17 protein-coding genes and 1 pseudogene are annotated in these 25301 nt (G+C 54.8%); 11 read left to right on the top strand and 7 right to left on the bottom strand.

Going from position 1 to position 25301, the window contains the following annotated elements:
- Positions 1–99: 99 nt before the first annotated feature.
- Positions 100–363, top strand: a pseudogene (locus tag ACZRJQ_RS18935) (phosphate-starvation-inducible protein PsiE); the annotation flags it as partial.
- Between the two features lie 78 nt (positions 364–441).
- Here ACZRJQ_RS18935 and ACZRJQ_RS18940 read toward each other — a convergent pair.
- The 4 genes from ACZRJQ_RS18940 to ACZRJQ_RS18955 all read right to left on the bottom strand — a co-directional run bounded on the left by ACZRJQ_RS18940 (position 442) and on the right by ACZRJQ_RS18955 (position 5072).
- On the bottom strand, positions 442–870 hold the full coding sequence (locus tag ACZRJQ_RS18940) for an HPF/RaiA family ribosome-associated protein (protein ID WP_463979857.1): 429 nt from the start codon (positions 868–870) through the stop codon (positions 442–444).
- Positions 871–1072: 202 nt separating this feature from the next.
- Complete coding sequence (gene fecA, locus ACZRJQ_RS18945; protein ID WP_463979858.1) at positions 1073–3430, bottom strand: TonB-dependent Fe(3+) dicitrate receptor FecA; 2358 nt, start codon at positions 3428–3430, stop codon at positions 1073–1075.
- Positions 3431–3621: 191 nt separating this feature from the next.
- Positions 3622–4587: a FecR domain-containing protein gene (locus ACZRJQ_RS18950; RefSeq protein ID WP_463979859.1), complete on the bottom strand. Its 966-nt coding sequence runs from the start codon at positions 4585–4587 to the stop codon at positions 3622–3624.
- Positions 4584–5072, bottom strand: coding sequence for a sigma-70 family RNA polymerase sigma factor (locus tag ACZRJQ_RS18955; RefSeq protein WP_463979860.1), 489 nt, complete (start codon positions 5070–5072; stop codon positions 4584–4586). The genes ACZRJQ_RS18950 and ACZRJQ_RS18955 overlap by 4 nt, the downstream gene beginning before the upstream one ends.
- Positions 5073–5249: 177 nt before the next feature.
- Here ACZRJQ_RS18955 and ACZRJQ_RS18960 point away from each other — a divergent pair, with 177 nt between their 5' ends.
- From ACZRJQ_RS18960 to ACZRJQ_RS18970, 3 genes are all read left to right on the top strand, one after another.
- Positions 5250–5810, top strand: a complete 561-nt coding sequence (locus ACZRJQ_RS18960) for an RNA polymerase sigma factor (protein WP_463979861.1) — start codon at positions 5250–5252, stop codon at positions 5808–5810.
- Positions 5807–6793, top strand: coding sequence for a FecR family protein (locus ACZRJQ_RS18965; RefSeq protein ID WP_463979862.1), 987 nt, complete (start codon positions 5807–5809; stop codon positions 6791–6793). The genes ACZRJQ_RS18960 and ACZRJQ_RS18965 overlap by 4 nt, the downstream gene beginning before the upstream one ends.
- A gap of 138 nt (positions 6794–6931) precedes the next feature.
- The gene (locus ACZRJQ_RS18970) at positions 6932–9367 is read left to right on the top strand and encodes a TonB-dependent siderophore receptor (protein WP_463979863.1); all 2436 of its coding nucleotides are present in this window, start codon (positions 6932–6934) and stop codon (positions 9365–9367) included.
- 81 nt (positions 9368–9448) lie between these two features.
- On the opposite strand, the gene ACZRJQ_RS18975 is transcribed toward ACZRJQ_RS18970, so the two are convergent.
- On the bottom strand, positions 9449–10324 hold the full coding sequence (locus ACZRJQ_RS18975) for a helix-turn-helix domain-containing protein (RefSeq protein WP_463979864.1): 876 nt from the start codon (positions 10322–10324) through the stop codon (positions 9449–9451).
- A 151-nt stretch (positions 10325–10475) separates the two neighbouring features.
- Between ACZRJQ_RS18975 and ACZRJQ_RS18980 the strand changes: the two genes are divergently transcribed.
- The 3 genes from ACZRJQ_RS18980 to ACZRJQ_RS18990 all read left to right on the top strand — a co-directional run bounded on the left by ACZRJQ_RS18980 (position 10476) and on the right by ACZRJQ_RS18990 (position 17921).
- Entirely contained in the window at positions 10476–11381 is a 906-nt protein-coding gene (locus ACZRJQ_RS18980) for a DMT family transporter (RefSeq protein ID WP_463979865.1), read from the top strand.
- Positions 11382–11478: 97 nt separating this feature from the next.
- A complete protein-coding gene (locus ACZRJQ_RS18985) occupies positions 11479–12324 on the top strand; it encodes a hypothetical protein (protein ID WP_463979866.1) in 846 nt (281 codons plus the stop codon).
- Positions 12325–12326: 2 nt separating this feature from the next.
- Positions 12327–17921: an NEL-type E3 ubiquitin ligase domain-containing protein gene (locus tag ACZRJQ_RS18990; protein ID WP_463979867.1), complete on the top strand. Its 5595-nt coding sequence runs from the start codon at positions 12327–12329 to the stop codon at positions 17919–17921.
- Positions 17922–17942: 21 nt separating this feature from the next.
- Here ACZRJQ_RS18990 and ACZRJQ_RS18995 read toward each other — a convergent pair whose 3' ends face one another.
- Both ACZRJQ_RS18995 and ACZRJQ_RS19000 read right to left on the bottom strand, forming a co-directional pair.
- Positions 17943–18932, bottom strand: coding sequence for a 2-hydroxyacid dehydrogenase (locus ACZRJQ_RS18995; RefSeq protein ID WP_463979868.1), 990 nt, complete (start codon positions 18930–18932; stop codon positions 17943–17945).
- A gap of 174 nt (positions 18933–19106) precedes the next feature.
- The gene (locus ACZRJQ_RS19000) at positions 19107–20039 is read right to left on the bottom strand and encodes a LysR family transcriptional regulator (RefSeq protein WP_463979869.1); all 933 of its coding nucleotides are present in this window, start codon (positions 20037–20039) and stop codon (positions 19107–19109) included.
- Positions 20040–20259: 220 nt separating this feature from the next.
- On the opposite strand from ACZRJQ_RS19000, the gene ACZRJQ_RS19005 reads away from it, so the two are divergent.
- The 4 genes from ACZRJQ_RS19005 (at position 20260) to ACZRJQ_RS19020 (ending at position 25135) form a co-directional block, all read left to right on the top strand.
- Positions 20260–21771 carry an efflux transporter outer membrane subunit gene (locus tag ACZRJQ_RS19005; RefSeq protein ID WP_463979874.1) on the top strand — a complete coding sequence of 504 codons (1512 nt, stop codon included), beginning with the start codon at positions 20260–20262 and terminating at the stop codon, positions 21769–21771.
- Positions 21772–21869: 98 nt separating this feature from the next.
- Complete coding sequence (locus tag ACZRJQ_RS19010) at positions 21870–24056, top strand: FUSC family protein (protein WP_463979870.1); 2187 nt, start codon at positions 21870–21872, stop codon at positions 24054–24056.
- A complete protein-coding gene (locus ACZRJQ_RS19015; RefSeq protein ID WP_463979871.1) occupies positions 24046–24246 on the top strand; it encodes a DUF1656 domain-containing protein in 201 nt (66 codons plus the stop codon). The genes ACZRJQ_RS19010 and ACZRJQ_RS19015 overlap by 11 nt, the downstream gene beginning before the upstream one ends.
- Before the next feature lie 10 nt (positions 24247–24256).
- Entirely contained in the window at positions 24257–25135 is an 879-nt protein-coding gene (locus tag ACZRJQ_RS19020) for an efflux RND transporter periplasmic adaptor subunit (RefSeq protein ID WP_463979872.1), read from the top strand.
- Positions 25136–25301 lie beyond the last annotated feature (166 nt).

Below are 25301 nucleotides of genomic sequence, written 5' to 3' on the forward strand. Positions count from 1 at the left end.
TAGTGGAATTTCGAGTAGATATTTTCATAAAATACTGAAAAATCTTCTCAAGGTTTTGAAGATGTCTTTTTTGTGACAGTGCAGGTTTTCGGTGTCGTCAAGACCAACCACATGCCCGTACGCTTTCTGATTTATGTGGCGATCACGGCGCTAACCCGCTTGTTGATTTCCAATGTGTCGCATCACAACCCGCCAGATATGGGGGTTGTGTATTTGACTGGGGCTATTTTGTTGCTGGCGTTTGCGATTTTGGTGGTGCGATATGCGTCGTCGCAGTTTCCGTCGGTGAAGATCGAAAACCCACATCGCAAGACGGGCGCAGGTTCGGGCGAACACCCGGAAGTGGAGAAAGGCGAGCTGTAATTGCTCGTTCAGTGCCGCTGCAAAAAAGGCGGGCTTACCGAAGTAAGCCCGCCTTTTTAGTGCCTCCTGAATGCAGGATCAGCTATTGAGTTCGAGTTCTTTTTCTTTCTCTAAAAACTCTTCTTCCAGCAAAGCGTCAGGGCTCTGCTTTGGCTCTTTTTCCTCAAAGCCTTCTACGGCCAGTTTTGGCGTGTGTTTGCCACGTAGCTTGCCGAACAAATGCTCCAGAGCATGCTCCAGTTTGGTCGCAGCACCTTCAACGGCGAGCGTCAGCTCATCAGCGTCGTGGGATACAGAAATCGGTTGGTGACCTTTTGGTCGAGCCTCCATTTTGCAACGTTTGTCTTTCGGCCCGGACTTGCCGCCATTTTCATCGCTGAGGTGGACTTCGACTCGAGTCAGATCCTCAAGATGGCGTTCGAGCGTGACTTCAACAGTCGCTTTAACCCAGTTTTGGGTACGTTCGTCACTGTTGATGTGTTTATCGGAAAAGACGTTAATTTGCATAATTCTTCCCTTATCTAAGCGTGCTCGTGTGAGTTCTGACGGCCTTATGTGCTTAAAGGTTCATCGTCATCGCTCAGTTACAGTGTTTGAGCCGATGAGCAAATATTTCAAGCACTATTTTCAGGAAAAATAACAACCTGTGATCGATGTCAGCCTTTGACGGGTACAAGGGCCCGCGTGTGCGGGCTATGGCTGATTTAAATCAAAATGCAACAGAGGTCTGGACGTACAGGGTGCGAGGCTCACCTACGTATTTGCCTTTGTTGTTATCGTCAAATGAACGGGTGTAGTACGTGTGGTTGAGGATGTTTTTCACCCCAACGGCCACGTTTAAGTCAGACAGTTGATGGCCAAAGTCATAGGCCACACGGCTGTTGAACAGCATGTAACCGGGGATCAGACCTGTGCTGCCATCCGTACTCTCTGTGCGTGTGTTGGCGTTGTCAGCGAACTGATTGCTTTGGAAGGTGCTGTCCAGATTCGCCTTCCACGGGCCTTCGGTATAACCAACCCCTAGAGTGCCTTTGTTTTTGGAGGAGAACGGCACACGATTGCCTTTGTTCGGCCCATCTTCACGGATGGTTGCGTCAACATAGGCATAGCTGGCGTAAACGTCAAAACCGGCCAGCACCGGGCTCAAGCCATCCAGCGTGTAATTGACGCTGGCTTCGATACCTTGGTGCCGGGTTTCACCTCGGGCAATCACCGTGTCAGTGGTTTGGTTGCTGTCGTACTGATTGTCGAAATTAATCAAAAAGGCGCCGATTTCCGCGCGTAGGTTGCCATTGTCGTAACGTGTGCCCAGTTCCCAAGTGCGGGCTTTTTCGGGTTTTACTTCGCTGCCTTTGACTCGGTTTGGCATCTGGCTGTACTGCACGCTGCCGAACGAACCTTCGGTATTGGCGTAGAGATTCCAGTTGTCATTTACGTGGTACATCACGTTCAGCGCCGGCAGCGGGGTGTTGTAGTCGCCTTTGTATTTAACGTTGGTCAGCTTGTTGGTTTGCTGCGTTTCGATCATCTCGTAACGAATGCCAGGGGTGAGTGTCCACTTGCCGATGTCAATTTTGTCGTCGATGAAGAACGCATGGGCCTCGGTGGCGCCGCGGGTATCTCGATCGTTCAGGCTGCTGGTTGTGGGCAACTGATTAGCCGCGATGGGGGTTTGGTAGCGCAGTTCGTGGCCCGCTTCGTTGATGTAGCGATAACCCACGCCGACCTCGTGGGAGGTGTTGCCCAGATCGAAACCTTGGGCGAGGCGAGTCTCGATCCCGCGCACCCAGTACTCGCGGGGTGACAGCGACAAAAATTTGGTCTGATCCAGATAGCCACTGCGCAGGGTTTTGGTGAAGAAGCTGTTAACCGTAAACTCGCGGCGATCCTCTTGATAGCGATAACCGAAATTGACCATCGTGCGCCGGCCCCAGAACTTGTCGTTCGGGCGAGTGGACTGATAGGGATCAGCTTTGTAGGCAGCAGTACTCAGGCCGCCCGGCATATCCGCTTCGCCATCGTAGTACTGCGCCATTGCGTGAAGGCTATTGGCCTCGTCGATCTGATAATTGCCCTTGAGGATCAAGTCATCAATGCGCGTGTCACTGTGTTCTCGCCAATCGCCGCCACGGGTGCCGGAATACAGCAACGCGCCCCCCAAGCCGTTGTCTGCGGTGCCGCCAGCCAACAGATTGGCCGTTTTTTTGAAGCCGTCCTGAGTGGAGGACGGACTGGTTTCGGTCTGAAACCCCGCTTTGACCGTTGGCTCATCGGGAATCGCACGGGTCACGAAGTTGACGATGCCGCCGACGTTTTGCGGGCCGTAACGCACGGCACCGCCGCCTCGAACCACGTCTACGGCGTCCATGTTGCCCATGCTGACAGGGGCGAACGACAGCTGCGGCTGACCATAGGGCGCGAAGGGCACCGGAATGCCGTCCATCAGCACTGTTGAGCGGGTAGCCAGACGCGGATTGAGCCCGCGAATGCCGAAGTTGAGCGCCATGTCATGGCTGCCGGTGCCGTTGTTTTCGGGAGCATTGACGCCGGGGATGCGGTTGAGCACGTCGCGTGCAGTGGTGGCGCCCTGGCGTTCGAACTCTTCGCGGCGGATTACATCCCGTGCGCCGGGGTGTTCGAACACATTGATTTGCGCAGCATCGCCCAGCCAGTCGCCGACCACGCTGGAGGTGCCTAATTCAATACTCACTGGTGTTGAGAGGGGCGCCGCCGGTTGCAGGCTGAAAGCGTCTTGGCCTTGTGCGAGAGCGTGTAAACCGGTGCCTTCGAGCAGTGCTTGCAGGCCTTGTTCCGGGGTGAAATTACCTTGCAGGCCACGGCTTTGAATGCCGCTGGCAGCGGCTGAACTGAACGAAATCAACACCCCGGCTTCACGCCCAAACTGGTTCAGCGCGGTCTCCAATGACGACGGCGCGATGTGATAAGGCTTGGCATCGGAGGTGGCGGCATGGGCCATAGGTAACGCACTCAAACTCAAACTGGCACCCAGCAACAAGTGACGTAACGAGCGGGCCAAAGGCGTAAGACGAGAAGACAGGGCGTGCATGCAAAGATCCTGAGAAAGAGAAGAATCGAAGTGGCTTTCCTTCTCTGTCACGCCAGATTTGAAAACAGCTCACAGTATTTGAAATAAATAAAATGTTGTCGCTGGCGAAGGCTGCGAGCGGTCGCAGTTTTTAAAAGATGAAGGTGCTAAAGGGGTTATCGCAGCGTTCGGCAGCCACTACAAAAGTGTGCTTACACCCGCGCCTCAACCGTCACCCAGTACCGGGTAAAACGTCTGACTCGTACAGGCAGGCTGACTTCAATCATCTTTAAAATCCGCTCGCTGTCGTCCAGCGGGTAAGTCCCTGAGATCAGTAGGTTGGCGACTGCCGGATCGCACTGTAATTGGCCGCGACGATAACGCCCTAATTCGGCGATGAAATCGCCTAAGCGCATGTGTGCGGCGACCAGCATGCCGTCAGCCCATGCGCCGCTGCCTGCATCCAGCGGCTTGGGGGTGTCCCAAGTTTGGCGATTAAAGCTCAACTGCTGGTTGCTCTGTACCCACAGCGGATCACCTGCATAAGCTGCAGGTGTGAGTTGTACACGGCCTTCGAACACTGCCAGATGCGTGTGGTCGCGGTAGCGGCGCAGGTTGATGCGCGCTTGTTGCGGCTGCACACGGCCGTGAGCGGTAAGCACGTGCAGCGGGCGACTGTCAGCAGCACAGATCAATTGCATCTCGCCTTCCAACAATCGGATCACGCGCTGTTGCGCATCAAACGTCACATCAATGGCGCTAGCAGTGTTGAGCCGCACGTGGCTGCCATCGTCCAGTTGCAACGTGCGGCGCTGGCCAACCGGGCTGCTGTAGTCGGCCATTAATGGGGTGATGGGCAGTTGATCACGCAGGCCGTAAGTCAGTGCAGAGCCCGCGCCCAATAGCAGTAAGACTTTGAGCGCTTGCCGACGGCTGCTGCTTTTAGGTGCATTTAAAGCGGCGTGGGCCAAGGGCGATGACAGGCCGCGCAAGCGTTGGTTAATGCGCTGAATATGGTCCCATGCCCGTTGATGCTCGCTGTGCGCCAGCAGCCAGTGTTCCCATGCTTGCTGACGCCGTGGGCTGAGTGCGCCTTCCTGCATTTCTATTAGCCAGTTCACCGCTTGCTCCGCGACGCCGGAAGAAATGTCGGGCGGGCTGTTGAATGCGCCGTTCACAGGGCGAAGTAGCAGCGCATGGCGGCTTTGTTCAAATGGCGTTTGACGGTGGCGATGGAAATGCCCAATTGGGCACCGATTTGGGCGTAACTCAGGCCATCGATCTGTGCCAGTAAAAAAGCCCGCTTAACCTGAGCGGGCAGGCCGTCGAGCAATTGGTCTAACTCCAGCAGGGTTTGCAGGATGATGGCTTTGTCTTCTTCAGAGGGCGCCACTTGTTCAGGCATATCTGCCAGCGCTTGCAGGTAAGCGCGCTCTAGATCTTGGCGTCGGTAGTGGTTGAACAGCACGCGTTTGGCCACAGTGGTCAAAAAGGCGCGGGGCTCGGTGATGGCTGAGGTTTCGCGAGCGGTCAGCAGGCGCATAAAGGTGTCTTGGGCCAGATCGGCAGCATTTTGCGGGCAGCCTAACTTGCGCCGCAGCCAGCCCGTAAGCCAGCTGTTATGGGCCTGATACAGCGTCTCGACGGTGTTTGACTGCGACAACGACCACTCCAGCTGCGCTGATAACGCTTTAGAGAACAAGAATTGTTCGCATTGTAGGGGCGCGCCATGCCGTTGAGCAATCACCGATGATCGCCAACATGAAGCCAACAGTTAACAGGGTTTTGCATATGAGAATATTTATCATTAATATCCTTTGCCTTCTTCCCCCTCATCCTGATGCCCATGAATCCTCCCGAATTTCCGGATGGCCCCAGCACTGAATCGCGTCATGGACGTGCGCATTTCCTGCAAGTGTTTTTGTCCCAGCGCCCGCAAATGGAAGCGCTGGTGAGCCGCCGTGTGGGATGCCGGGCAACTGCTGCCGATTTGGTGCAGGACTTGTTCGTGCGCTTTTGGCGCCGGCCTTTGGTGCAGGTAGAAGAACTCAGCACGTATTTATTGCGTTGCGCCGGCAACATTGCGATTGACCATTTGCGCAGCGAAGGCTCTCGCGAGCGGGTTAACCAGCATTGGCAACCGGAGACGCAGACTCAACAGTGCGAACCTCAGGCCGCACTTGAAGCCGGCAATGATCTGCGCCGGGTTGAGCTGGCCTTGCGCGGGCTACCTGAGCGCACGCGGCATATATTTTTGCTTAACCGGATTCACGGCCGTACCTACGCTGACATCGCCAACGTCATGGGCGTGTCCCAAAGTGCGGTAGAAAAACATATGATGCGCGCCCTAGAGGCCTGCAAGGCCAGTTTGCGCGAGCCGCCAGAGACCACTCAGCGATGAATTCTTCGAGCCCAAAGGTCACTCCCGAGCAAGAGCGCACGGCTTTGGCTTGGCTAAGCGTGCTGCACGACCAGCCCGACAGCGGCGATCAGGCAACGTTTAGCCGCTGGCTTCAGGCCGACCCCGCTCACATCGAGGCCTACGCTCAGGCGCAAGTGCTGTGGGAACTGACCGAGGTGGCGGGCAGCCAATTGGCGGATGAAGAGGCCTTGGCCTTGCAGCGGTATCTGTCGGCGATGAAGGTGTCTAAGTCCAGGCGCTTGACGCGGTGGTCGGGTGGGCTTGCGATTGCCGCGTGTTTGTTGATGATGGTGGGTGTTTTTGCAGGTTGGCAGCCTGAGCGTTGGCTGGACGACCTTGGGGCCGATTACGTGAGTGCGCCGGGGCAAGTGCGCACACTGACTCTGGCCGACCAGTCGCAGGTGACGCTGGATGCCGACAGTGCCATTGCAGTGCACTTCAGCGGTGGCGAGCGCCATGTGCAACTGCGCAGAGGCGTGGCGTTTTTTCATGTCACTCACACGGGCGAGCCGTTTGTCGTAGACGCCCAAGGTGGCGAAGCGCGGGTGCTGGGCACTGAGTTTGAGGTGCGCTTGCAGCCGGGCGGTGCGCAAGTCACGGTGTTGTCCGGGCGGGTGGGGGTCACGGCCGCTAAAGGTGCGCCGCAGCAGGTTCTTACCGCTAATCAGCAATTGGCTTACGACGCCGGGGTGACTGATGTTGTTCATCACGTCGACAGCCAAGGCCGACTGGGCTGGCGTGCGGGTTGGCTGACCTACTACAAAACCCCTCTGGCCGACGTTGTGGCCGATCTCAAGCGTTACTACCCAGGGAAAATTATGCTGCTCAATGCCCAATTGGGCACACGTCACATCAGTGGCAGCTTCCCAAGTCAAGACCCGCAGGCGGTCATCAACTCTTTGCAAAGCGCGCTTGGTTTTGAGCAACACAGTCTGTTTGGTCGGGTGATTGTGCTGCGCTGAGCCTTATGGCGCGCTCTAACTCAGGATTTGAAAAATTATTTTTGACGGCGAGGTGAGGTAAACCCTCGGGCCATCCGTGTAGTGCTTGAAAATGCGAAAAATTCGCATTCCGTTACAGGTCACACACAGGTCATGAGCATGAAGTCCAGGGCAACGTCAGCGGCAGGCGGTTCGGTTAAACAATGGTTGGGTGCTTGTGGGTTGATGATGGCGGGCTTGGCGTTAAGCCCGTTGAACGTTGCACTGGCTCAAGGCGTTGCCCAGCAGCAAGGCGGCGCGGTATTTGAGTTCAATCAGCCCGCCGAACCTCTGCCTCAAGCTTTGAATGACTTCAGTCGCCTGACGGGCTTGAGCGTGGTCTACACCGACGAAGCCCCCTTTGGCCTGCAAGCCCCGGCGCTTAAAGGCCGCTTGAGTGCCGAACAGGCCTTGCAGCAGTTGCTCGGGCAGTCTGGCTTTAATGCCCGGCGCACTGATGCCAATACCTTTGCCCTTGAACCCCAGCCTGCCTCGGGTGCCTTGAACCTCGGCGCTACCAGCATCACGTCGCTGGCGCAAAGTGATACCAGCTATCAGCCACCCGCAGTCACTTCGGTGATGCGCGGCCAAGGCGATACGATGGCCATCCCGCAGACCATCAATGTGGTCGCCGCCCAAGTGATTCGCGATCAGGCCCCGCGCAATCTGGATGATGCACTGAACAACATCAGTGGCATCACCCAAGGCAACACGCTGGGCAGCACTCAAGACTCAGTCATGAAGCGCGGCTTTGGCGACAACCGTGATGGCTCGATCATGCGCGACGGCATGCCCATCGTGCAGGGCCGCGCGCTCAATGCCACGGCGGATCGGGTCGAAGTCCTCAAGGGGCCGGCCTCGTTGCTCTATGGAATTCAAGACCCGGGCGGGGTGGTCAACGTGGTTAGCAAAAAGCCGCAACTGGAACAGTACAACGCACTGACTGTGCGGGGCTCCACGTACGGCTCGGGCAAAAATGGCAGCGGCGCCAGTTTTGACAGCACAGGCGCCTTGGGGGATTCGGGGTTGGCCTATCGGATGATCGTCGATCACGAAGACGAAGATTACTGGCGCAACTTTGGCACGCATCGCGAGACGCTGATCGCGCCGTCGCTGGCGTGGTACGGCGACAACACCCAAGTGTTGCTGGCATACGAGCACCGTGAGTTTCTCTCGCCCTTTGATCGCGGCACGGCAATTAATCCAAACACTAACCACCCGCTGGATATCCCGGCCACACGCCGTCTTGATGAGCCGTTCAACAACATGGAAGGGCGTTCGGACTTGTATCGCCTAGAAGTCGATCACGATTTGAGTGACGACTGGAAAGCTCATTTCGGTTACAGCTGGAACCGCGAAACCTACGATGCCAGTCAAGTACGAGTCACCGCAGTCGACCCGGATAAAGGCACGCTGACCCGCAAAATGGACGGCACCCAAGGCGCAATCACCACGGATCGCTTCACCACCGTCAGCCTGCAAGGCAAGGTTCAGGCGGCGGGCATGCAGCATGATTTAGTGTTTGGCGTGGATGATGAGTACCGAAAAATCTACCGCGCCGACTTGATTCGCCAAAACAGCAAATACCCGTTCAGCTACCTCGACCCGGTGTATGGCCGAGAAGAAGCAGGCACCACCGTCAGCGCCAGTGATAGCAACCAGACTGACCTGCTGCGCAGTGATTCATTGTTCGCGCAGGACTCGATTCACCTCACCGATCAATGGATTTTGGTCGCTGGCGGGCGGTTCCAAAAGTACGACCAACTGGCAGGCAAGGGGCGCCCGTTCAAGGCCAATACCGACAACAATGGCCAAAAATGGATACCGCGTGCGGGCCTTGTGTACCGCTACACCGATGAGTTGTCCTTCTACGGCAGCTACACCGAATCGTTCAAGCCCAACTCCACCATCGCCCCGCTCACCGGGGGAGTGGTGCTGGACTCGGCCATTGCGCCAGAGCAAGCCAAGTCGTGGGAAGTTGGCGCCAAACTCGACATGCCGGGCCGCATCACCGGCACGCTGGCGCTGTACGACATCAAAAAACGCAACGTATTGGTGTCCACAACATTCGAGGATGAGACCGTGTACTCGGCAGCCGGGGAAGTGAGTTCCCGCGGGCTGGAGCTGGATGTCAGTGGCCAGTTGAGCGATCAGTGGAGCCTGATTGGCAGCTACGCTTACACCGATGCTGAGGTCACCAAAGACCCGATCTACAAAGGCATGCGCTTGCAGAACGTGGCTAAAAACAGTGGTTCGCTGTCGGCGGTGTATGACTTCGGTTCAATCATTGGAGGGGACAAACTGCGGGTTGGCGCGGGTGCGCGCTACGTGGGAGAACGGCCGGGAGATGCGCTGAACGATTTCGACTTGCCGAGTTACACCGTGGCGGATGCCTTTGCCACATACGACACGCAGGTCGAAGGGCAAAAGGTCAAATTGCAGCTCAACGTCAAAAACCTGTTCGACCGCACTTACTACACCTCGGCCGCCAGTCGCACCTTCGTGTCGATGGGCGATTCGCGCCAAGTGTCGGTGTCCAGCACGTTAGAGTTTTAATCACGCCCCACCCTTGTCGTCGCTAGCGCAGGCTGCGAAAGGATTCGAAAACTCTCGCAGTCTGCGGCAGCGACGACAAGGTTACGACCTGAACGCTGCCCGATACTCGCCCGGTGCTGCGCCCAGCGCTTGCTTGAACCGATTGGTGAAGTGGCTGGCGCTAGCAAAGCCGCAGGCTAATGCAATGTCGCCCAGTGCCAACGAACTGTTGCGTAGCAAATGACGGGCACGGCTAAGGCGTCGGGCCAGTAGGTATTGATGGGGCGGCACGCCAAAACTCTCGCGAAACATGCGCGCAAAGTGATACGGCGACAAGGCACATTGCGCCGCCAATTGACCAATGCTCAAGGGCTCGGCCAGTTGGTGTTCAATGGTTTCGACTAACTGGCGACGCTGGTACGCGGCCAAACCGCCCTTGAGTTGCAACCCCGCTCGTAATCCCACCTGACTGAGCAGCGCATGATCCAGCAGTTCGTTGGCCAGACTACTGGTTAACATGCGCTCGCCGGGCTCATTCCAGTTCAGCGTGATCAACTGATGAAAGCGCTGAGTTTGCTGCGCATCATCCACAAACGTGAACTCGCGCAGTTGCAAGGTACGTGGCTCTTTATCGAGCAAGCGGATGCAGCCCAACGCAAATTGCTCCTGACTGACATACACATGGGCCAGGCGTATGGCGCCATTGATTACCCAGGCCGACCTCTGTTCGGCGGGGAGCACGCAGAGTTTGCCCGGCGCGCCCTTGGCGCTGGGTTGTCCGCGGCGAAAGGTTCCGGTGCCACCCGAGATGTAACACGACAACGTATGGTGCGTCGGGGCCTCATAGTCGCGGGCGTCGTGATGGTTGGTCCACAAGGCGGCCGCCATGCCATCACCCAACTGCGCACTGTGCTCAAGGCGAGCATTGGGCGAGCGGCTCATGGACTGAAAGACTTGCAAGGTGTCGAGTGGGTGCATGGTCAGGGGGTGTTCTCAATTAGTTTGCGCACCGCGCTGATCCTACTCTGTCGCCACGGCCCTGCCAGCCCCAGGCAGACAAAAGCGCAAGAATGTGCAAGTGCGCGCAGGTTAGGCGGCTCACACTGAAGGCCATCTTCTGGAGCGTGCCATGAACCTATCCTTGTATTTGTTGACTGTGCTGATTTGGGGCACCACGTGGATCGCCCTCAAGTTGCAGCTGGGGGTGGTTGCCATCCCTGTATCGATCGTTTATCGCTTCGGTTTGGCAGCGCTGGTGCTGTTTGCCCTGTTGTTGCTCAGCCGCAAATTACAGGTGATGAACAGGCGAGGGCACCTGATTTGTGTAGCGCAGGGGTTGTGCCTGTTCTGTGTGAACTTCATGTGTTTTTTAACGGCGAGCCAATGGTTGACCACCGGTTTGATCGCCGTGGTGTTCTCGACCGCCACCTTATGGAACGCGCTGAACGCACGGATTTTCTTCAAGCAAAAAGTCGCGCGCAATGTCGTGATGGGTGGCGCGCTGGGGTTAATGGGCTTGGGGCTGTTGTTTTGGCCAGAACTGAGCGGCCATAGCGCAACCCCTCAAACCCTGCTTGGGCTGGGCTTGGCATTGCTCGGCACGATGTGTTTTTCGGCGGGCAACATGCTGTCGAGCCTGCAACAAAAAGCGGGCCTCAGACCGCTGACCACCAACGCCTGGGGCATGCTCTATGGCGCAAGCATGCTGGCGCTTTACTGCGCACTCAATGGCATCCCGTTCAATATGGAATGGAACACGCGTTATATCGGCTCGTTGTTGTATTTGGTCATTCCGGGCTCGGTGATTGGCTTCACGGCTTATCTGACACTGGTGGGGCGCATGGGGCCGGAACGGGCTGCTTACTGCACCGTCCTGTTCCCGTTGGTGGCGCTGAATGTGTCGGCCTTCGCTGAAGGCTATCAGTGGACTGCCCCTGCGTTAGCAGGCTTGGTATTGGTGATGTTGGGCAACGTATTGGTGTTTCGTAAGCCCAAGCCTGCACCTCAGGCTGCAATTGCAACGCACACGGCATAAATGCTCATACGCTGGAGACCGCAGGTGGTAGTTATGTAGCCACTATTTAACGGGTAGGTGGTTAGGCTCATGGGTTCTTATTTTATGAGCTAAAAAAATGACTCAACCAAGCGATGTATTGAATGGGCCTCTTCTATTGTCAGAGGAGGCGTGGTCTGAACAAAGGGTCATTGAGTTTTTACGTGACCAATTAAGCGTTAAGTTATCGCCGCTCAATCATGCAGAGCAGCTCAACTATCGAAATTTATTTCGACAGTATTCAGACGCCTTGGTTGAGGTTGAACGTGAGCATAAAAAAATAAAGGAAGATTTTGAAAGGCTCGGGATTAGACAGCTTAAACAGCGATTGCTTGAGGTAACGGGAATAGATATAGATCCTCGTCATTCTTATCTTCATACACGCTATCTTTATATTCCGGAGGCTCGATCACGGCGTACCCCCCATAACCTTGAAGGGGAGCAGCACGCGTTAGAATCTCCCGCTGAACCTATCCTCGATAAACGAGAGCCCGTGGTTCGTATCGTCAGCATGAGCTTGTGGCAGGCGGCCTGCTTGAATGTTGGGTTTCTTGCTTATTTTGCGAGTTTCAGAAGCGGAAGTTTAATAGAAGCCAGTTATATAGACGATCAATCTGGTGTGGAACATGAATTTGCTCGGGCTTCCACAGCACGCATAAAAACTTCGCTAATAGATGTAAAAGCATTTGTGGATGTGATCAGAGAACTCAACATTGGAAATGTACTTAAGCAAACACTTGAAACCGAAATGTTGAGTCACGGGTCGCTGTCCAGAAAAATGCGGTTAGGTGTCAGGGCGCAGTTGCAGTTTGCATTGCTGGAACTCTATAGGCGTGCGGGAGCCCAGCCGGTTGTAAAAGATAAAATAAAAAAGTTGGCCGGCGTGTTGGAGAAGAGATCGAATCGTTTAAGAATAAAAAAATAATAATGCAGATTGACTTTAGTTTTTTTGAAAAGCCTGTCGGTCGTGGGTTTACACCTCAGCGGGGATTGGTGATATCAACGTCGTCAGGGGCGGGTACGGAAGTTGAGGGTCATCATATTGAAATTCCGCTTTTCCAAATTGCGCATAGGGATATTGCTGGTGTATTCAGTTTTTTTCCGGGGCGTCCTAGTGGTGATCTGCAGTTGCATGCCTCGGACGATCAGTTGATAGAAGAGTTTAAACGCCAGTTTGTGGCCTCCTACAATGAAAAAAACCTGGACTGGTTTTATAGCAAGCTCACCCCGGATACCTACAAAAAGCTCATTGAGCTAACACGGGTAACCACACCACCGCCTAACCTGTCACCTTTTGCTCAACTGTTATATGACGCCTTTCAGTCTTTAGGGGCTAGAAAACCGATCGAAGAGGTCAGTTTCAAAGGTTTTAGTGCCGGGACGGTGTTGGAAGATGAGCTCTATCAGTTCTACTCGATGCACTATGCTTCTCGGCTTAAGCTCCTTGCGGTTGAGCGGGGAGTGCAGGATTGGGAAGACGTTAAAAATGCGTTGTCGACTTTTTTTAATGAAACAGTTGGCCTGTTATTAACCCCTGTGCCTGGTTCCATAAAAGGACTAAATCGATTATTGCGTTATTTGGTTGTCGGGGTCACCGCGCAGGGTTTGGTCAGTGGGCTGGAACATGCCAGCAAAGGGGACAGTGTTGAACTGCTGCAAGTCCTGACAGACATCCTTGATATTTTGATCAATGCTCCCTTGTATACAACGCTAGGTAAGTCTGCCCGCAAGTGGCACCTCAAAGTATTGAACGACTTGGGCAATCCGAGAAAGTTGACGCTGGCCAATGGCCAATCCCAACTGTGGTACCCCGACCCCGGTCGCTATGTGCGGGCACCTTCTGGTGTGTTTGAAGGCATGACTGCTAACGAGCAGGGTATTTATAGTCACGAAGGGCGCTATTACATCAGCCTTGAAAAAGACAATCGTCTCTATAGCGTTGAGGTCGAGCTCCAAGGGACAGAGGAGCAATACGTGCTGGTACACGCCGACCCTTCGGTATATAGACCGCCCGTTGCGTACGACTCAAGAACACAGCACTGGAAGCTGGCGCTCGATGACAGCGCCAGCCTGACTGACGACCAGTTACTCAGGCGCATGGTGCCAGACTTATGGGCAAGTGAAGCCCAAGTAATGCTTAATGTCAGCGCTGTAAACCGCGCCACTTTGGATGCTGTTTGGGCCGGTGGAGATGCACCCGCTGCTTTGAATGATGCAATCAGCCGATTTCATGCCGACAGGCTGATTGTACGCATAGCCCGTGATTTGAGCCTTGGGCAGCCAGCAATGGTTCCTCTCGAACGCCCAGTGTTAGCCTTGATGACTCAAATGGTTGAATGGCCCGATGATATGTGTCTTAGGGTTTTAGACTATTCAGGTAACGTGACGGAGGAGTATGGCAAGCAATTATTAAGTTCTGGTTTTTCTCGCTCGATAGAGCTTAAACGGTTGTTGGACGGTCAGTTGGTATTGAACACCGCTACAGCGTTTAAAGCGTTTCCTGGGGATACGTTTTCTCAAATAATTAAACTGTTGCCTGGCGCGCCACTAGACCCTGTTCAGGTAAGTCAGGCTATGGCGTTGAAATTTAAAAATGATAAAGAGCGTATCTTCGAAAGTTTAACTTTCTATAAAAACTATACTCGTGTGGATCACGCACGCATTACAGCGTTTGATACCGCTTATTATCCTGTTGCACTTAAAGTGCTTGATCGCCACTTAGCGGTCGTCAAAAGGCTGCGCGAGACCTCTCCTGATCTGTCCCAAATAAGAGCCAAAGCGTTGGTTGTTGAGAATCCCTTGTTGGAGCAGGTTTACCCGCGTGCGGTGTCTTCTGAGCCTGAGCGTAAGCATCTGATTTATATCGTTGAGCGAGCTGAGTTTTTAAGTCGCTCCGATAAAGTAGTGGATTCAATTTATTATGCGCGCTTGTTTAACGCTGATGCAGATCAGTGGATGTGCGCGGTGTGTGTAGACGTCATTAAGCAGAAGTTTGGTCTGACATTAATTATTTATAGTGCTGTAGAGAATCTGGACGATCCCCAGGTATATATTTCTGATGATCATGTTGTCTTGCGCGGCTACGGCAGTGGCGAGTATGCCGCGTATGAGCCACGCGAGCGTTTAACAATGACTAGAGAAACAGGGCCTGATGGTTTTTTTGTAGCGCTTATGACGGGGCTTTTCATTGTAAAACGTGCGAAGGGATGGCTAAGAGTCCCCCTTCAAGACGTGGCCCAGTGGCGAAAGGTTCTGGGAGACGAATTAGTGAAGCATCGTAACTCAGAGGGTTATTTCAGTTTGCCCTTACAGACGTATGAGGATTATGCGGATCATGAGATTAAATGGTCAGTGGCTATGCGTCCTCTTCGCTCCGGCTACTTTATATCCGGCACCAAACTCTATGTCGTCATTGACGGGTTGGCGTACCAAGTACAACAAGAGTTTTATGGTTATCGAGTCAAGGTGCTACACCCCACCATGTTTGCACGCACTCCATTAGTGGCCTACGGAAATGGAATGGGCGCCTGGCGTCATGCCGATGAAAACCCTTTGGCGTGGGAAGGTCAGAAACTTTTTATACGCTTGGGTTATACGGCAGCCGGATTTAACCCTGAAAATATAGATGCGATATTGAAAGTCAGTGGTACGACAGAGGGTGTATTAAGACGCGTACATACCAACGTTGAGGCTACCCCAGGGCTATTGGCCGATACATTGCAGCGCTTTACCAATTACCGACGACTTGAAACATTACTGGCACATTTAAAATCAGATTCAAATGAGCTGTTCATGTCTCGAATTATTAAGGAGTTCCATGATTTTGAGCAGGCAGGGCTCATGGCGTGGATGACAGATGAACAAAAAATACAACTTCAAGGTTTATTTGAAACAGCGATACCTCGCGCTCCCTGGGTAAATTTTGATGAACAGGCGCGCAGTTACATTCAATTGGTTTATCACCAGCTCAAGACCTCCACTGGCAAAGTCACTCCGCCGCTATTTAAGTTAATCGACTCTGTAACCGAGTACTCGCAAGACCCAAGTGTGGCACTTATTCTGCGGGTATTCCCCAGCCTTGCGACAACAGTGGCTGAAGATATGATCCGCCATGCCAATGATGTTGAAATCAAGCAAATGGTTGTTAGTGGACGCGTTCCTTTACGCTTGGCCGAAGAGGCGCGTTGGTATGTGCGTGAATTGAGGCTGAATCGGGCGTTTGAAGGGTTTTATTGGCCCGCCTTGCAAAACAACGACAGTGTGGTGTTGATGATGCATGCCTTCGGGGAGCAGCCAGAATGGCCCGCAGATTGTTACTTTGAGGTACGCGATGGTTCTACAACTGGGCGGATAATTAGCCAATCCGGGCCTGTTGATGCCAGTGTGCGTGTGAGCATTATTAAGACAGTAACCGGCTGGCAAGCACGTAATTCAACCAGCGATACATTAATAGTCACGGGTACTGACCTGTTTGGTGTGGTGTTGGCCGCGTTGCCTGCTCCCCAGCGCGAAGTGTTGGGTTATCTATTTACTGGGGGCGAAGAGTTATTTAAAGAACATATGACAATGAAGGTGACGCAGCAGCGTGAACTTGCCAGTCAAGTATTGGGTATGAGCCCCAATCGACCTTGGTTTAATCAGCCTAAACGTTTGGCATACGGGCGGTTGGGTTATGAACTGAGCGGCCGTGGGGATACGTCCGGGCTCACACATGAAACCTCTTGGTATGACCGCTATAAAGTTCTATATCCCGCCAAAGCAAGGGCACAGGTGGTACATGAAGTAGATGCCATAGGCGCGCGTGGATTGGATATTGCACTTGAAATCAGTCAGTTAGAGGCCGATTTTGCCAAGCTTGAAGAGCAGCTTGGGACGTGGGTTGCGCACCAACACGAATTTGTACCTGGGGATTTTCGCGCACGAGATAACAAAAGACGTATTGCGGACCGCTTAATCAAAGCCTGGCGCAAAGAGACGCCGCCAGTTGTAGATCAAGACGCAAGGGTACAAGGCTATCGTCTGGATCTGGACAACTTGCAAATATCGAACCTTCCTGTGCTTGATGTGAAATTTCCTCATGTGCGCAGTTTGTCGATGACGCGCACCGGGCTGCTGATGGCAACCAGCGAGAATGTTAATCAGTTTCTGCGAAATTTTAGTGCGTTGACCTCATTAAATATGGAGCACAGTGGCCTGACCTTCTTTGCAACAGCCATTGAGCACATGCCCCACTTGGCAGCGCTATCACTGGCGAACAATATATTCATGTTGAATGCCAGTCATTTGAGTATTTTGGCGAGATTGACACAGCTGCAGGATCTGAATCTCTCTGGCTGCAGGCTATTGGGAGTGTTAGATGTCAGACGCTTGACGGAGTTAAGAGCCTTGAACCTTTCCAGAACCGACGCTCTTGGCTGGCCAATGGGGGTCACAGGCTTGAGTCATCTCACGTCTTTGGATTTGACCCATAACGAAATTCTGGATGTCCCGCCTGATGTATTTCAGAGCCGCGAATACGAACTGATCAACAGGGTTACGCACTTATCTGGCAATAACCTGTCGGCTGAATCACTGCAGCATTTGAGCAACTATCAAAGGCGTACCGGCATCAATTTTGGTTTGCATCTGGGGGTCGAACATCCAGCGTCTGCTCAATACGACAGCCACGTTTGGCTCACTGGACTTTCTGCGCAAGACAGAATGTTGCTGCAAATGCAGTGGGATGCTTTGGTGGATGAGCCTGGTTCGGATCAGTTTTTTGAATTGCTGGATAGATTAAAAACAACAGCGGACTATCTAAAGGCCAAAGATGATCTGGTTCGGCGTGTACGATCAACATTGGAGGCGGCAGCACAAGACGAAGTATTGCGTTCGGCATTGTTTCATCTGGCGGCCAATAGAGTGAGTTGCTGTGATTCGGCCGCTTTTATTTTCAGTGCATTGGAAACCGAGGTGCTGGTTTTTGAAGCGCGCGCTACGCCTGACCCTTTAAACGTTGAGCTCAATCTAGCCAAACTTAGACGCGGACAGTTTCGTTTATTGGAAGTTGATCGTTTGGCAACCCGAGATGCCCAACAACGGCGCGAGCAGTCACAAGCGGTAGATGAAGTTGAGTTGATTTTAAGTTATCGCCTGGCGTTGACAGAAACGTTGCAGTTGCCAGGCCAGCCCAAAAATATTAAGTACGGCGCGTTGGCGAAGGTTGAGACATCGGTCATTGAAGCGGCCCGACTAGACATATTGAAGAAGAACAACAGCGATGAAATGTTGAGCTTCATGACAAAAGAATCATTTTGGGTTGAGTTTCTGGAAGCGCGCTATGTCGACAGATTTACAGCCAATACCGAACATAAAGCAGAGATTGATTTTGAAGCCCTGCAAGTTGCTGGTAGCACCAGTTATGAGGTGAGTAACACTAACTTCGACAACTGGAAGCGTGAGCGACAAGCGTTGCTCACCTCTCTAACCCGTGATGCATTGGCCAAGCTTGATGCGTTGCAGCAAGCAGCGGCGCCCGAGTAACGGCGCCGCTCAAGGGCTGGCTTAGGACTTCCAGACTTGTGGGTTGACCAGATCCTGCGGGCGCTCCCCCAGTAGAGCGCTGCGCAGGTTGGCCAGTGCGCGGTTGGCCATCGCCTCACGGGTTTCGTGTGTGGCTGAACCTATGTGTGGCAGCGTTACAGCGTTTTTGAGCTCAAACAGCGGCGACTCCGCCAGAGGCTCTTTCTCGTAGACATCCAACCCGGCGCCGCGAATCGTGCCGTTTTGCAGGGCTTGGATCAGCGCGGGTTCATCCACTACAGGCCCACGGGAAATATTCACCAAAATCGCACTGGGTTTCATCAAGCCCAGTTCGCGTTGGCTGATTAGGTGTTTGGTTTTTTCGCTTAGTGGCACCACCAGACACACAAAGTCCGCTTCGCCCAGCAATTGATCAAGGCTGCGAAATTGCGCGCCCAGTTCGTGTTCCAGTTCGGTCTTGCGGCTGTTGCCGCTGTAGATGATTGGCATGTTGAAGCCCAGACGACCGCGACGGGCAATGGCTGCGCCAATGTTGCCCATCCCGACAATGCCCAGGGTTTTGCCGTGTACATCGCTGCCAAACAGAGTTGGGGGTACGCTGGCTTGCCACTGACCGGCTTTGGTCCAGGCATCCAGCTCAGCAACTCGGCGGGCGCTGCTCATGATCAGCGCAAAACCCAGATCGGCGGTGCTTTCGGTGAGCACGTCCGGGGTGTTGGTGAGCATGATCCCGCGTTCGTTGAAGTAGTCCAGGTCGTAGTTGTCGTAACCGACTGAAACGCTGGACACCACTTGCAGTTGGGTGGCGCTTTCCAGTTGCTTGCGTCCCAGCTTGCGGCCCACGCCAATCAACCCGTGGGCGTGGGGCAGAGCTTCATCAAACTGTGCATTGATGTCGCCGAGCTTGGGGTTGGGGGCAATAACATTAAAGTCTTGCTGCAAACGCTCGATCATCTGGGGCGTGACACGGCTGAAGGCGAGTACGGTTTTTTTTGTGCTGGAAAGGCTCATCAGAACAAGGCTCATCGGCTGTCGGGAATGTAAGCACGCTAACATTCCCGCCGATCATCCGCCAACTCTGTAGTCGCTGCCCCAGGCTGCGAAGGGTTGCGGGGCAACCCGTTGTTTCAAAGGCTCTTCGCACTCAATCGCAGCCTGCGGCAGTGACTACAGGTCACGTTTATGTCAGCTATACGTTGCCAGTTCAGTTTGGTGTGCGGCCAGTATTTCTGGCAGCGAACCCCGCAGGTACTCAACCCAGGTTTTGATTTTTGCATCCAGGTATTGGCGCGATGGGTAGATGGCGTACAGGTTCAGTTCTTGCGAGCGGTACTTGGGCAGCATGCGCACCAGTGTGCCGTTGCGCAGGCCGTCGATAGCCGCGTACACGGGCAATACGCCCACTCCCATGCCGCTGGTAATCGCGGTTTTCATGGCGTCGGCGGAGTTGACCAAAAACGGTGAGGTGTTGATCAGCACCATTTCTTGGCCTTCAGGGCCGTCAAACGCCCATTTATCCAGCGGAATCACCGGGCTGACCAGTCGCAGGCAGGCATGGTTGAGCAGGTCGCTGGGCTTGCTCGCGTTGCCGTTGGCTTTTACGTAGCCGGGGGAGGCGCAGACGATGCTGTAAGTAATGCCCAAACGCTGGGACACAAAGCCTGAGTCCGGCAACTCGCTGGCGAGCACGATGGACACGTCGTAGCCTTCGTTGAGCAAGTCCGGTACGCGGTTGGCCAAGGTCAAGTCGAAGGTCACGTCGGGGTGGGTTTTGCGATAGCGGGCGATGGCGTCGATCACAAAGTGCTGACCGATGCCGGTCATGGTGTGCACTTTTAATTGGCCTGCCGGGCGCGAGTGAGCATCGCTGGCCTCGGCTTCGGCTTCTTCGACATACGCCAGAATCTGTTCGCAACGCAGTAAGTAGCGTTTGCCCGCTTCGGTCAGGGCAATGCGTCGGGTGGTGCGATTGAGTAGTCGGGTTTGCAGGTGGGCCTCAAGGTTGGAGACCGCGCGCGAGACGTTAGCCGTGGTGGTGTCCAGCATGGCGGCGGCAGCCGTGAAACTTCCGGCTTCGGCCACACAACTGAAGGCGCGCATGTTTTGCAAAGTGTCCATGGAGTGCTCTCAAGGGGCGGTATAGGGGACAGCAACAAAGTAGACAGCAACAAATTGTGACACGAAGTTTCAGCCTTTACAGGCGGTTGTTCATTCGACCAACGGATTATTCTGCGAACGGTAATAAAGATTCGCACTTATGCCTGCTTATCGTTGCGCCTGCCAAGCCATAGACTTCTCTAAATCAAGCCTTATCCATCCACGTCGGGAATTTGCAGCAGTGCCGCGTCGCATCAGCAGAGAGCTTAAAGCCCTCAGTGTTCTGGCTTTATCGTTAGCATTAAACGGCTGTATTGGTTTTGGCGGCATTGGCCCAAAAGGCAAAATGCTGGCCGCCAATACCTTGGCCACCGACGAGGCGATTCAAAGCGCCGCGCAAGACGCAAACTGGCCCAAAGCCCAATGGTGGCACGCTTATGGCGACCCACAACTGGATAGCTGGATCAGTCTTGCGGTACAGGGTAGCCCAACCATGGCTATGGCTGCAGCCCGTGTGCGTCAGGCCAAGGCGATGGCGGGTGTGGCTGAGTCTGCCGAATCCTTGCAGATTAATGGGGAATCGACGCTCAAGCGCCACAACTGGCCGTCTGACCAGTTCTATGGCCCCGGCGGGTTGGACAACACCACCACGTGGGATAACAACGCCGCATTGGGCTTTAGTTTTGCCCTCGACCTGTGGGGCCGCGAAAGCAATGCCACTGAACAGGCCGTGGACATGGCGCACATGAGTGCAGCAGAGGCGCGTCAGGCCCAGCTCGAATTACAGAACAATGTGATTCGCGCCTATATCCAGTTGTCGCTGCATTACGCCCAACTGGACATCATTGAGTCGACGTTGCACCAGCAAGAGCAAATTCTCGATCTGGCGCAAAAGCGTCTTGATGGCGGCATCGGTACGCACTTTGAAGTCAGTCAGGCGCAAGCCCCACTGCCTGAGATTCATCGTCAGATCGACGCTCAGGAAGAAGAAATTGCCCTGACCCGCAACCAACTTGCAGCCTTGGCCGGTAAAGGGCCGGGCGAGGGGGCACGCCTCAAGCGTCCAACCTTGGCGTTGAGCACTGCGCTCAAGTTGCCTTCGGCTTTGCCTGCGCAATTGCTGGGTCAACGTCCGGACGTAGTGGCCAGTCGTTGGGAAGTCGCCGCACAAGCCCGTGGCATTGATGTGGCGCATGCGGGCTTCTACCCCAACGTCGATCTGGTGGGCAGCATCGGCTTTATGGCCACTGGCGGCGGTGCGCTGGAGTTTTTGACTGGCAAAAAACTCAACTACAATGTCGGCCCGGCAATTTCCTTGCCGATTTTTGATGGTGGCCGGTTGCGCTCTGAGCTCGGGGTGGCCTCGGGTGGTTATGACATGGCTGTGGCCAAGTACAACCAAACGCTGGTCAATGCGCTCAAGGGTATTTCTGATCAATTGATCAAACGTGAGTCGATGGAGAAACAACAGGAGTTTGCGGCTGAGTCGGTGCATGCGGCGCAAAAAACTTACGACATCGCCATGATCGCGTTTCAGCGTGGGCTGACTGACTACCTCAACGTGCTGAATGCCCAAACCTTGCTGTTTCATCAGCAGCAAATTCAGCAACAGGTTCAGGCTGCACGTCTGAGTGCTCACGCTGAGCTGGTGACGGCATTGGGCGGTGGCCTTGGCGCTGGCAATGACGTGCCCAAAGACGATCGTTACGTGCCCGATAAACCTCCAGCCATCATGGCGCTGTTCGATCATTGATGCCGCCTGTGAGAGCTGCCGCAGGCTGCGGTTTTTTGATCTTTTTAAAAGGTCGCAGCCTTCGAGATGCGTTGTTACTCAAACCTGAGAGCCTTTAGATGAACCACTTGCCCGCCCCGGTACGCTGGCTGTATTCCCTGGAATGGCGCCGAGGCTTTTTTGACTGGGCGCGCAGCGATGGCGTGACCTGGGTTCATATTTTCAAAGTGCTGGTGGCCGCGTTTCTGACCCTGTGGCTGGCCATGCGTCTTGAACTGCCACAACCACGCACCGCCATGATCACGGTATTTATCGTGATGCAGCCCCAGAGCGGCCAGGTGTTTGCCAAGAGCTTTTACCGCTTCTTGGGCACCTTGACCGGCTCGGCGATGATGGTCGCGCTGATCGCCTTATTCGCGCAAAACACCGTGTTGTTTCTAGGGGCTATGGCCATCTGGGTCGGTATTTGTGCCGCGGGTGCAGCGCGCAGCCGTAACTTTCGTGCCTACGGTTTTGTCCTGGCGGGCTATACCGCCGCGATGGTTGGCTTGCCTGCGCTGGCCAACCCGGATGGTGCTTTCATGGCCGCCGTGTGGCGTGTGCTGGAAATCTCGTTAGGCATTTTGTGCTCGACCGTGGTCAGCGCGGCGATCTTGCCCAAAACAGCGGGCGCGGCAATGCATGACGCCTTGTATAAGCGCTTTGGCGTGTTCGCCGGTTTTGTGGCAGAGGGCTTGCGTGGCCAGTCTTCTCTGGAGGCTTACGAAGCCAGCAACGTGCGCTTTATCGGCGAGAGCGTTGGGCTGGAAGGCATGCGCAGCGTCACGGTGTTTGAAGACCCGCACATGCGTCGGCGCAGCGGTCGCCTGAGTCGTCTTAACAGCGAATTCATGGCCATCACCACCCGTTTTAACGCCTTGCACCAATTGCTCGCCCGTCTGCGCAGTCGCGGCGTGGTGCAAGTGGTGGCCGCCATTGAGCCAGAGCTTGAGCTGCTCGCCCAGTTGCTCGACCCCTACAGTGGGCGCTCGTTAACAGACAAAGACGCCGCCGTACTGGCCGAGCAATTGGCTGCATTCAAGGCCGGCTTGCCCGAACATGTGCGTGGTTTGCGCGTTAAGTTTTTGGAAACCGACCCCAGCCCTTCGGATTTTCTGGACTTCAACACCGCTTACGAATTGCTGTATCGCTTTGTTGATGACATGCACAGCTATGCCCAGACCCACGCATCGCTGGCCGATCACACCCACGAGCGCGAGCGTTGGGACGAGCCCTTTATCTCGCAAACCAACTGGTGGTCAGCTGCGGCTTCTGGTATTCGAGCGTCGTTCATTTTGGTGGTGCTGGGCACCTACTGGGTGATGACGGCTTGGCCAAGCGGCGCCACCATGACCCTGATTGCGGCGGCCACCGTTGGCCTGTCGGCCGCAACGCCCAACCCAAAACGCATGGCGTTTCAAATGGCGTGCGGCACCTTTATCGGGGCGTTGGTGGGCTTTTTCGAAATGTTCTTCGTGTTGCCGCACATCGATGGCTTCCCGTTGCTGTGCCTAGTGTTGGCGCCGGTAATCATGTTTGGGTCGTTCCTGACATCGCGAGCCAATTACGCGGGTGTGGGCCTGGGCTTGCTGATCTTTTTTAGCACCGGTTCGGTGCCGGACAACCTGACGATTTACAACCCGTACCAGTTCATCAACGACTACATCGCAATGGTCATCGGCATGTTGGTGTGTGCCGCTGCTGGCGCGATCATCCTGCCGCCCAACAGCCGCTGGTTGTGGAGCCGTCTGGAGCAAGACCTGCGTGAGCAAGTGGTGTATGCCATCAGCGGCAAGTTGAAAGGGTTGAGTTCCAGCCTTGAAAGCCGAACCCGCGACTTGATGAATCAGGCATATGGTTTGGCCGCCGGTCAGCCGCAGGTGCAACGTACTTTGCTGCGTTGGATGTTCGTGGTGCTGGAGGTCGGTCACGCCATTATTGAACTGCGTAAAGAGCAAGCGATCTTACCGATTCACCCGGCCTATGCCGAAGCCCAGCCGTGGCGTCAGGCCATTCGGGTGATGGGGCGTGCGTTGGTGCGGTTATTTATCAGCCCCAGTGAAAGCAACCTTGAGCGTGCGCTGATCGCCGTCGATCACGCGATCAGCAGGGTGCAAGCCACTGACGAGCCCTTCGCGCGTAACTTCGACACCTCGGCGCTGGTTCGTGTGCAAAGTTACCTGCACTTTATTCGTACTTCACTGCTCGACCCGCAATCGCCGCTGGCCGCCTACGCTCAGCCGCAAGGACTAGAACATGCCTCGTGAAATCGCCTTCCACGGCGTCTACATGCCCACCATGACCCTGATGTTCTTTATCGCGGCGGGGTTGGCGTGGGGCTTTGACCGACTGCTTTCTGGCTACGACTTGTACCGCTTCTTTTGGCACCCGGCGCTGCTGCGCTTGAGCCTGTTTGCTTGTCTTTTTGGCGCTATGGCGCTCACTGTTTACCGTTGAGACCGATCCGATGAAAAAGTTCTTCAGCCTGCTCGCCACCTTGCTGGTTTTGGCCCTTGCGATATGGATCGGCCGAACCCTGTGGGTGCATTACATGAACACCCCGTGGACCCGCGATGGTCGGGTACGCGCCGACATTATCAACGTCGCCGCCGATGTGAACGGCTACGTGGTTAACGTGCCAGTCAAAGACAACCAGTTGGTGAAAAAGGGCGACGTACTGCTGGAAATCGACCCCGAGCACTACGAGCTTGCCGTCAAGCAGGCGCAGTCACTGGTGGCTTCACGCAAGGCCACTTGGGAGATGCGCAAGGTCAATGCACGTCGCCGTGCCGACATGGACAACTTGGTGATCTCCAAAGAAAACCGTGACGATGCTGGCAACATAGCGGACTCGGCGCTGGCTGATTATCAGCACGCGTTGGCACAGCTCGACTCGGCCATGCTCAACCTCAAACGCACCAAAGTCCTGGCCACGGTTGACGGTTACGTCACCAACCTCAACGTGCATCGTGGTGACTACGCGCGTGTAGGCGATCCCAAAATGGCCGTGATCGACAAAGATTCATTCTGGGTTTACGGCTTTTTCGAAGAGACCAAGTTGCCGCACATCCGCGTGGGCGACAAGGCAGACCTGCAAATGATGAGTGGCGAAGTGTTGAAAGGCCACGTGGAAAGCATCTCCCGAGGCATCTACGACCGTGATAACCCTGAGAGCCGTGAACTGGTGGCTGACGTGAACCCGACATTCAACTGGGTGCGTTTGGCTCAGCGAGTGCCGGTGCGTATTCACATTGACGAAATCCCGGACGGCTTCCTGCTGGCGGCGGGCACCACCTGCACCGTGATCGTGCAGCAGGATGACGTTGACGCGCATCCTGCCCATTGACCCGTAGCAGCTGCCGAAGGCCGTAAGACTATCCATTCCGGTTGTTCTGATTCACCGTGATGGCCAATTTACGAACGCTTCGCGCCCGATCGCAGCCTTCGGCAGCTCCTACAAAAGCTGGGATAACCGCCGATCCCCTGTAGGAGCTGACAAGGCACGCAGGCTG

This window comes from Pseudomonas sp. E315, from assembly GCF_055406205.1.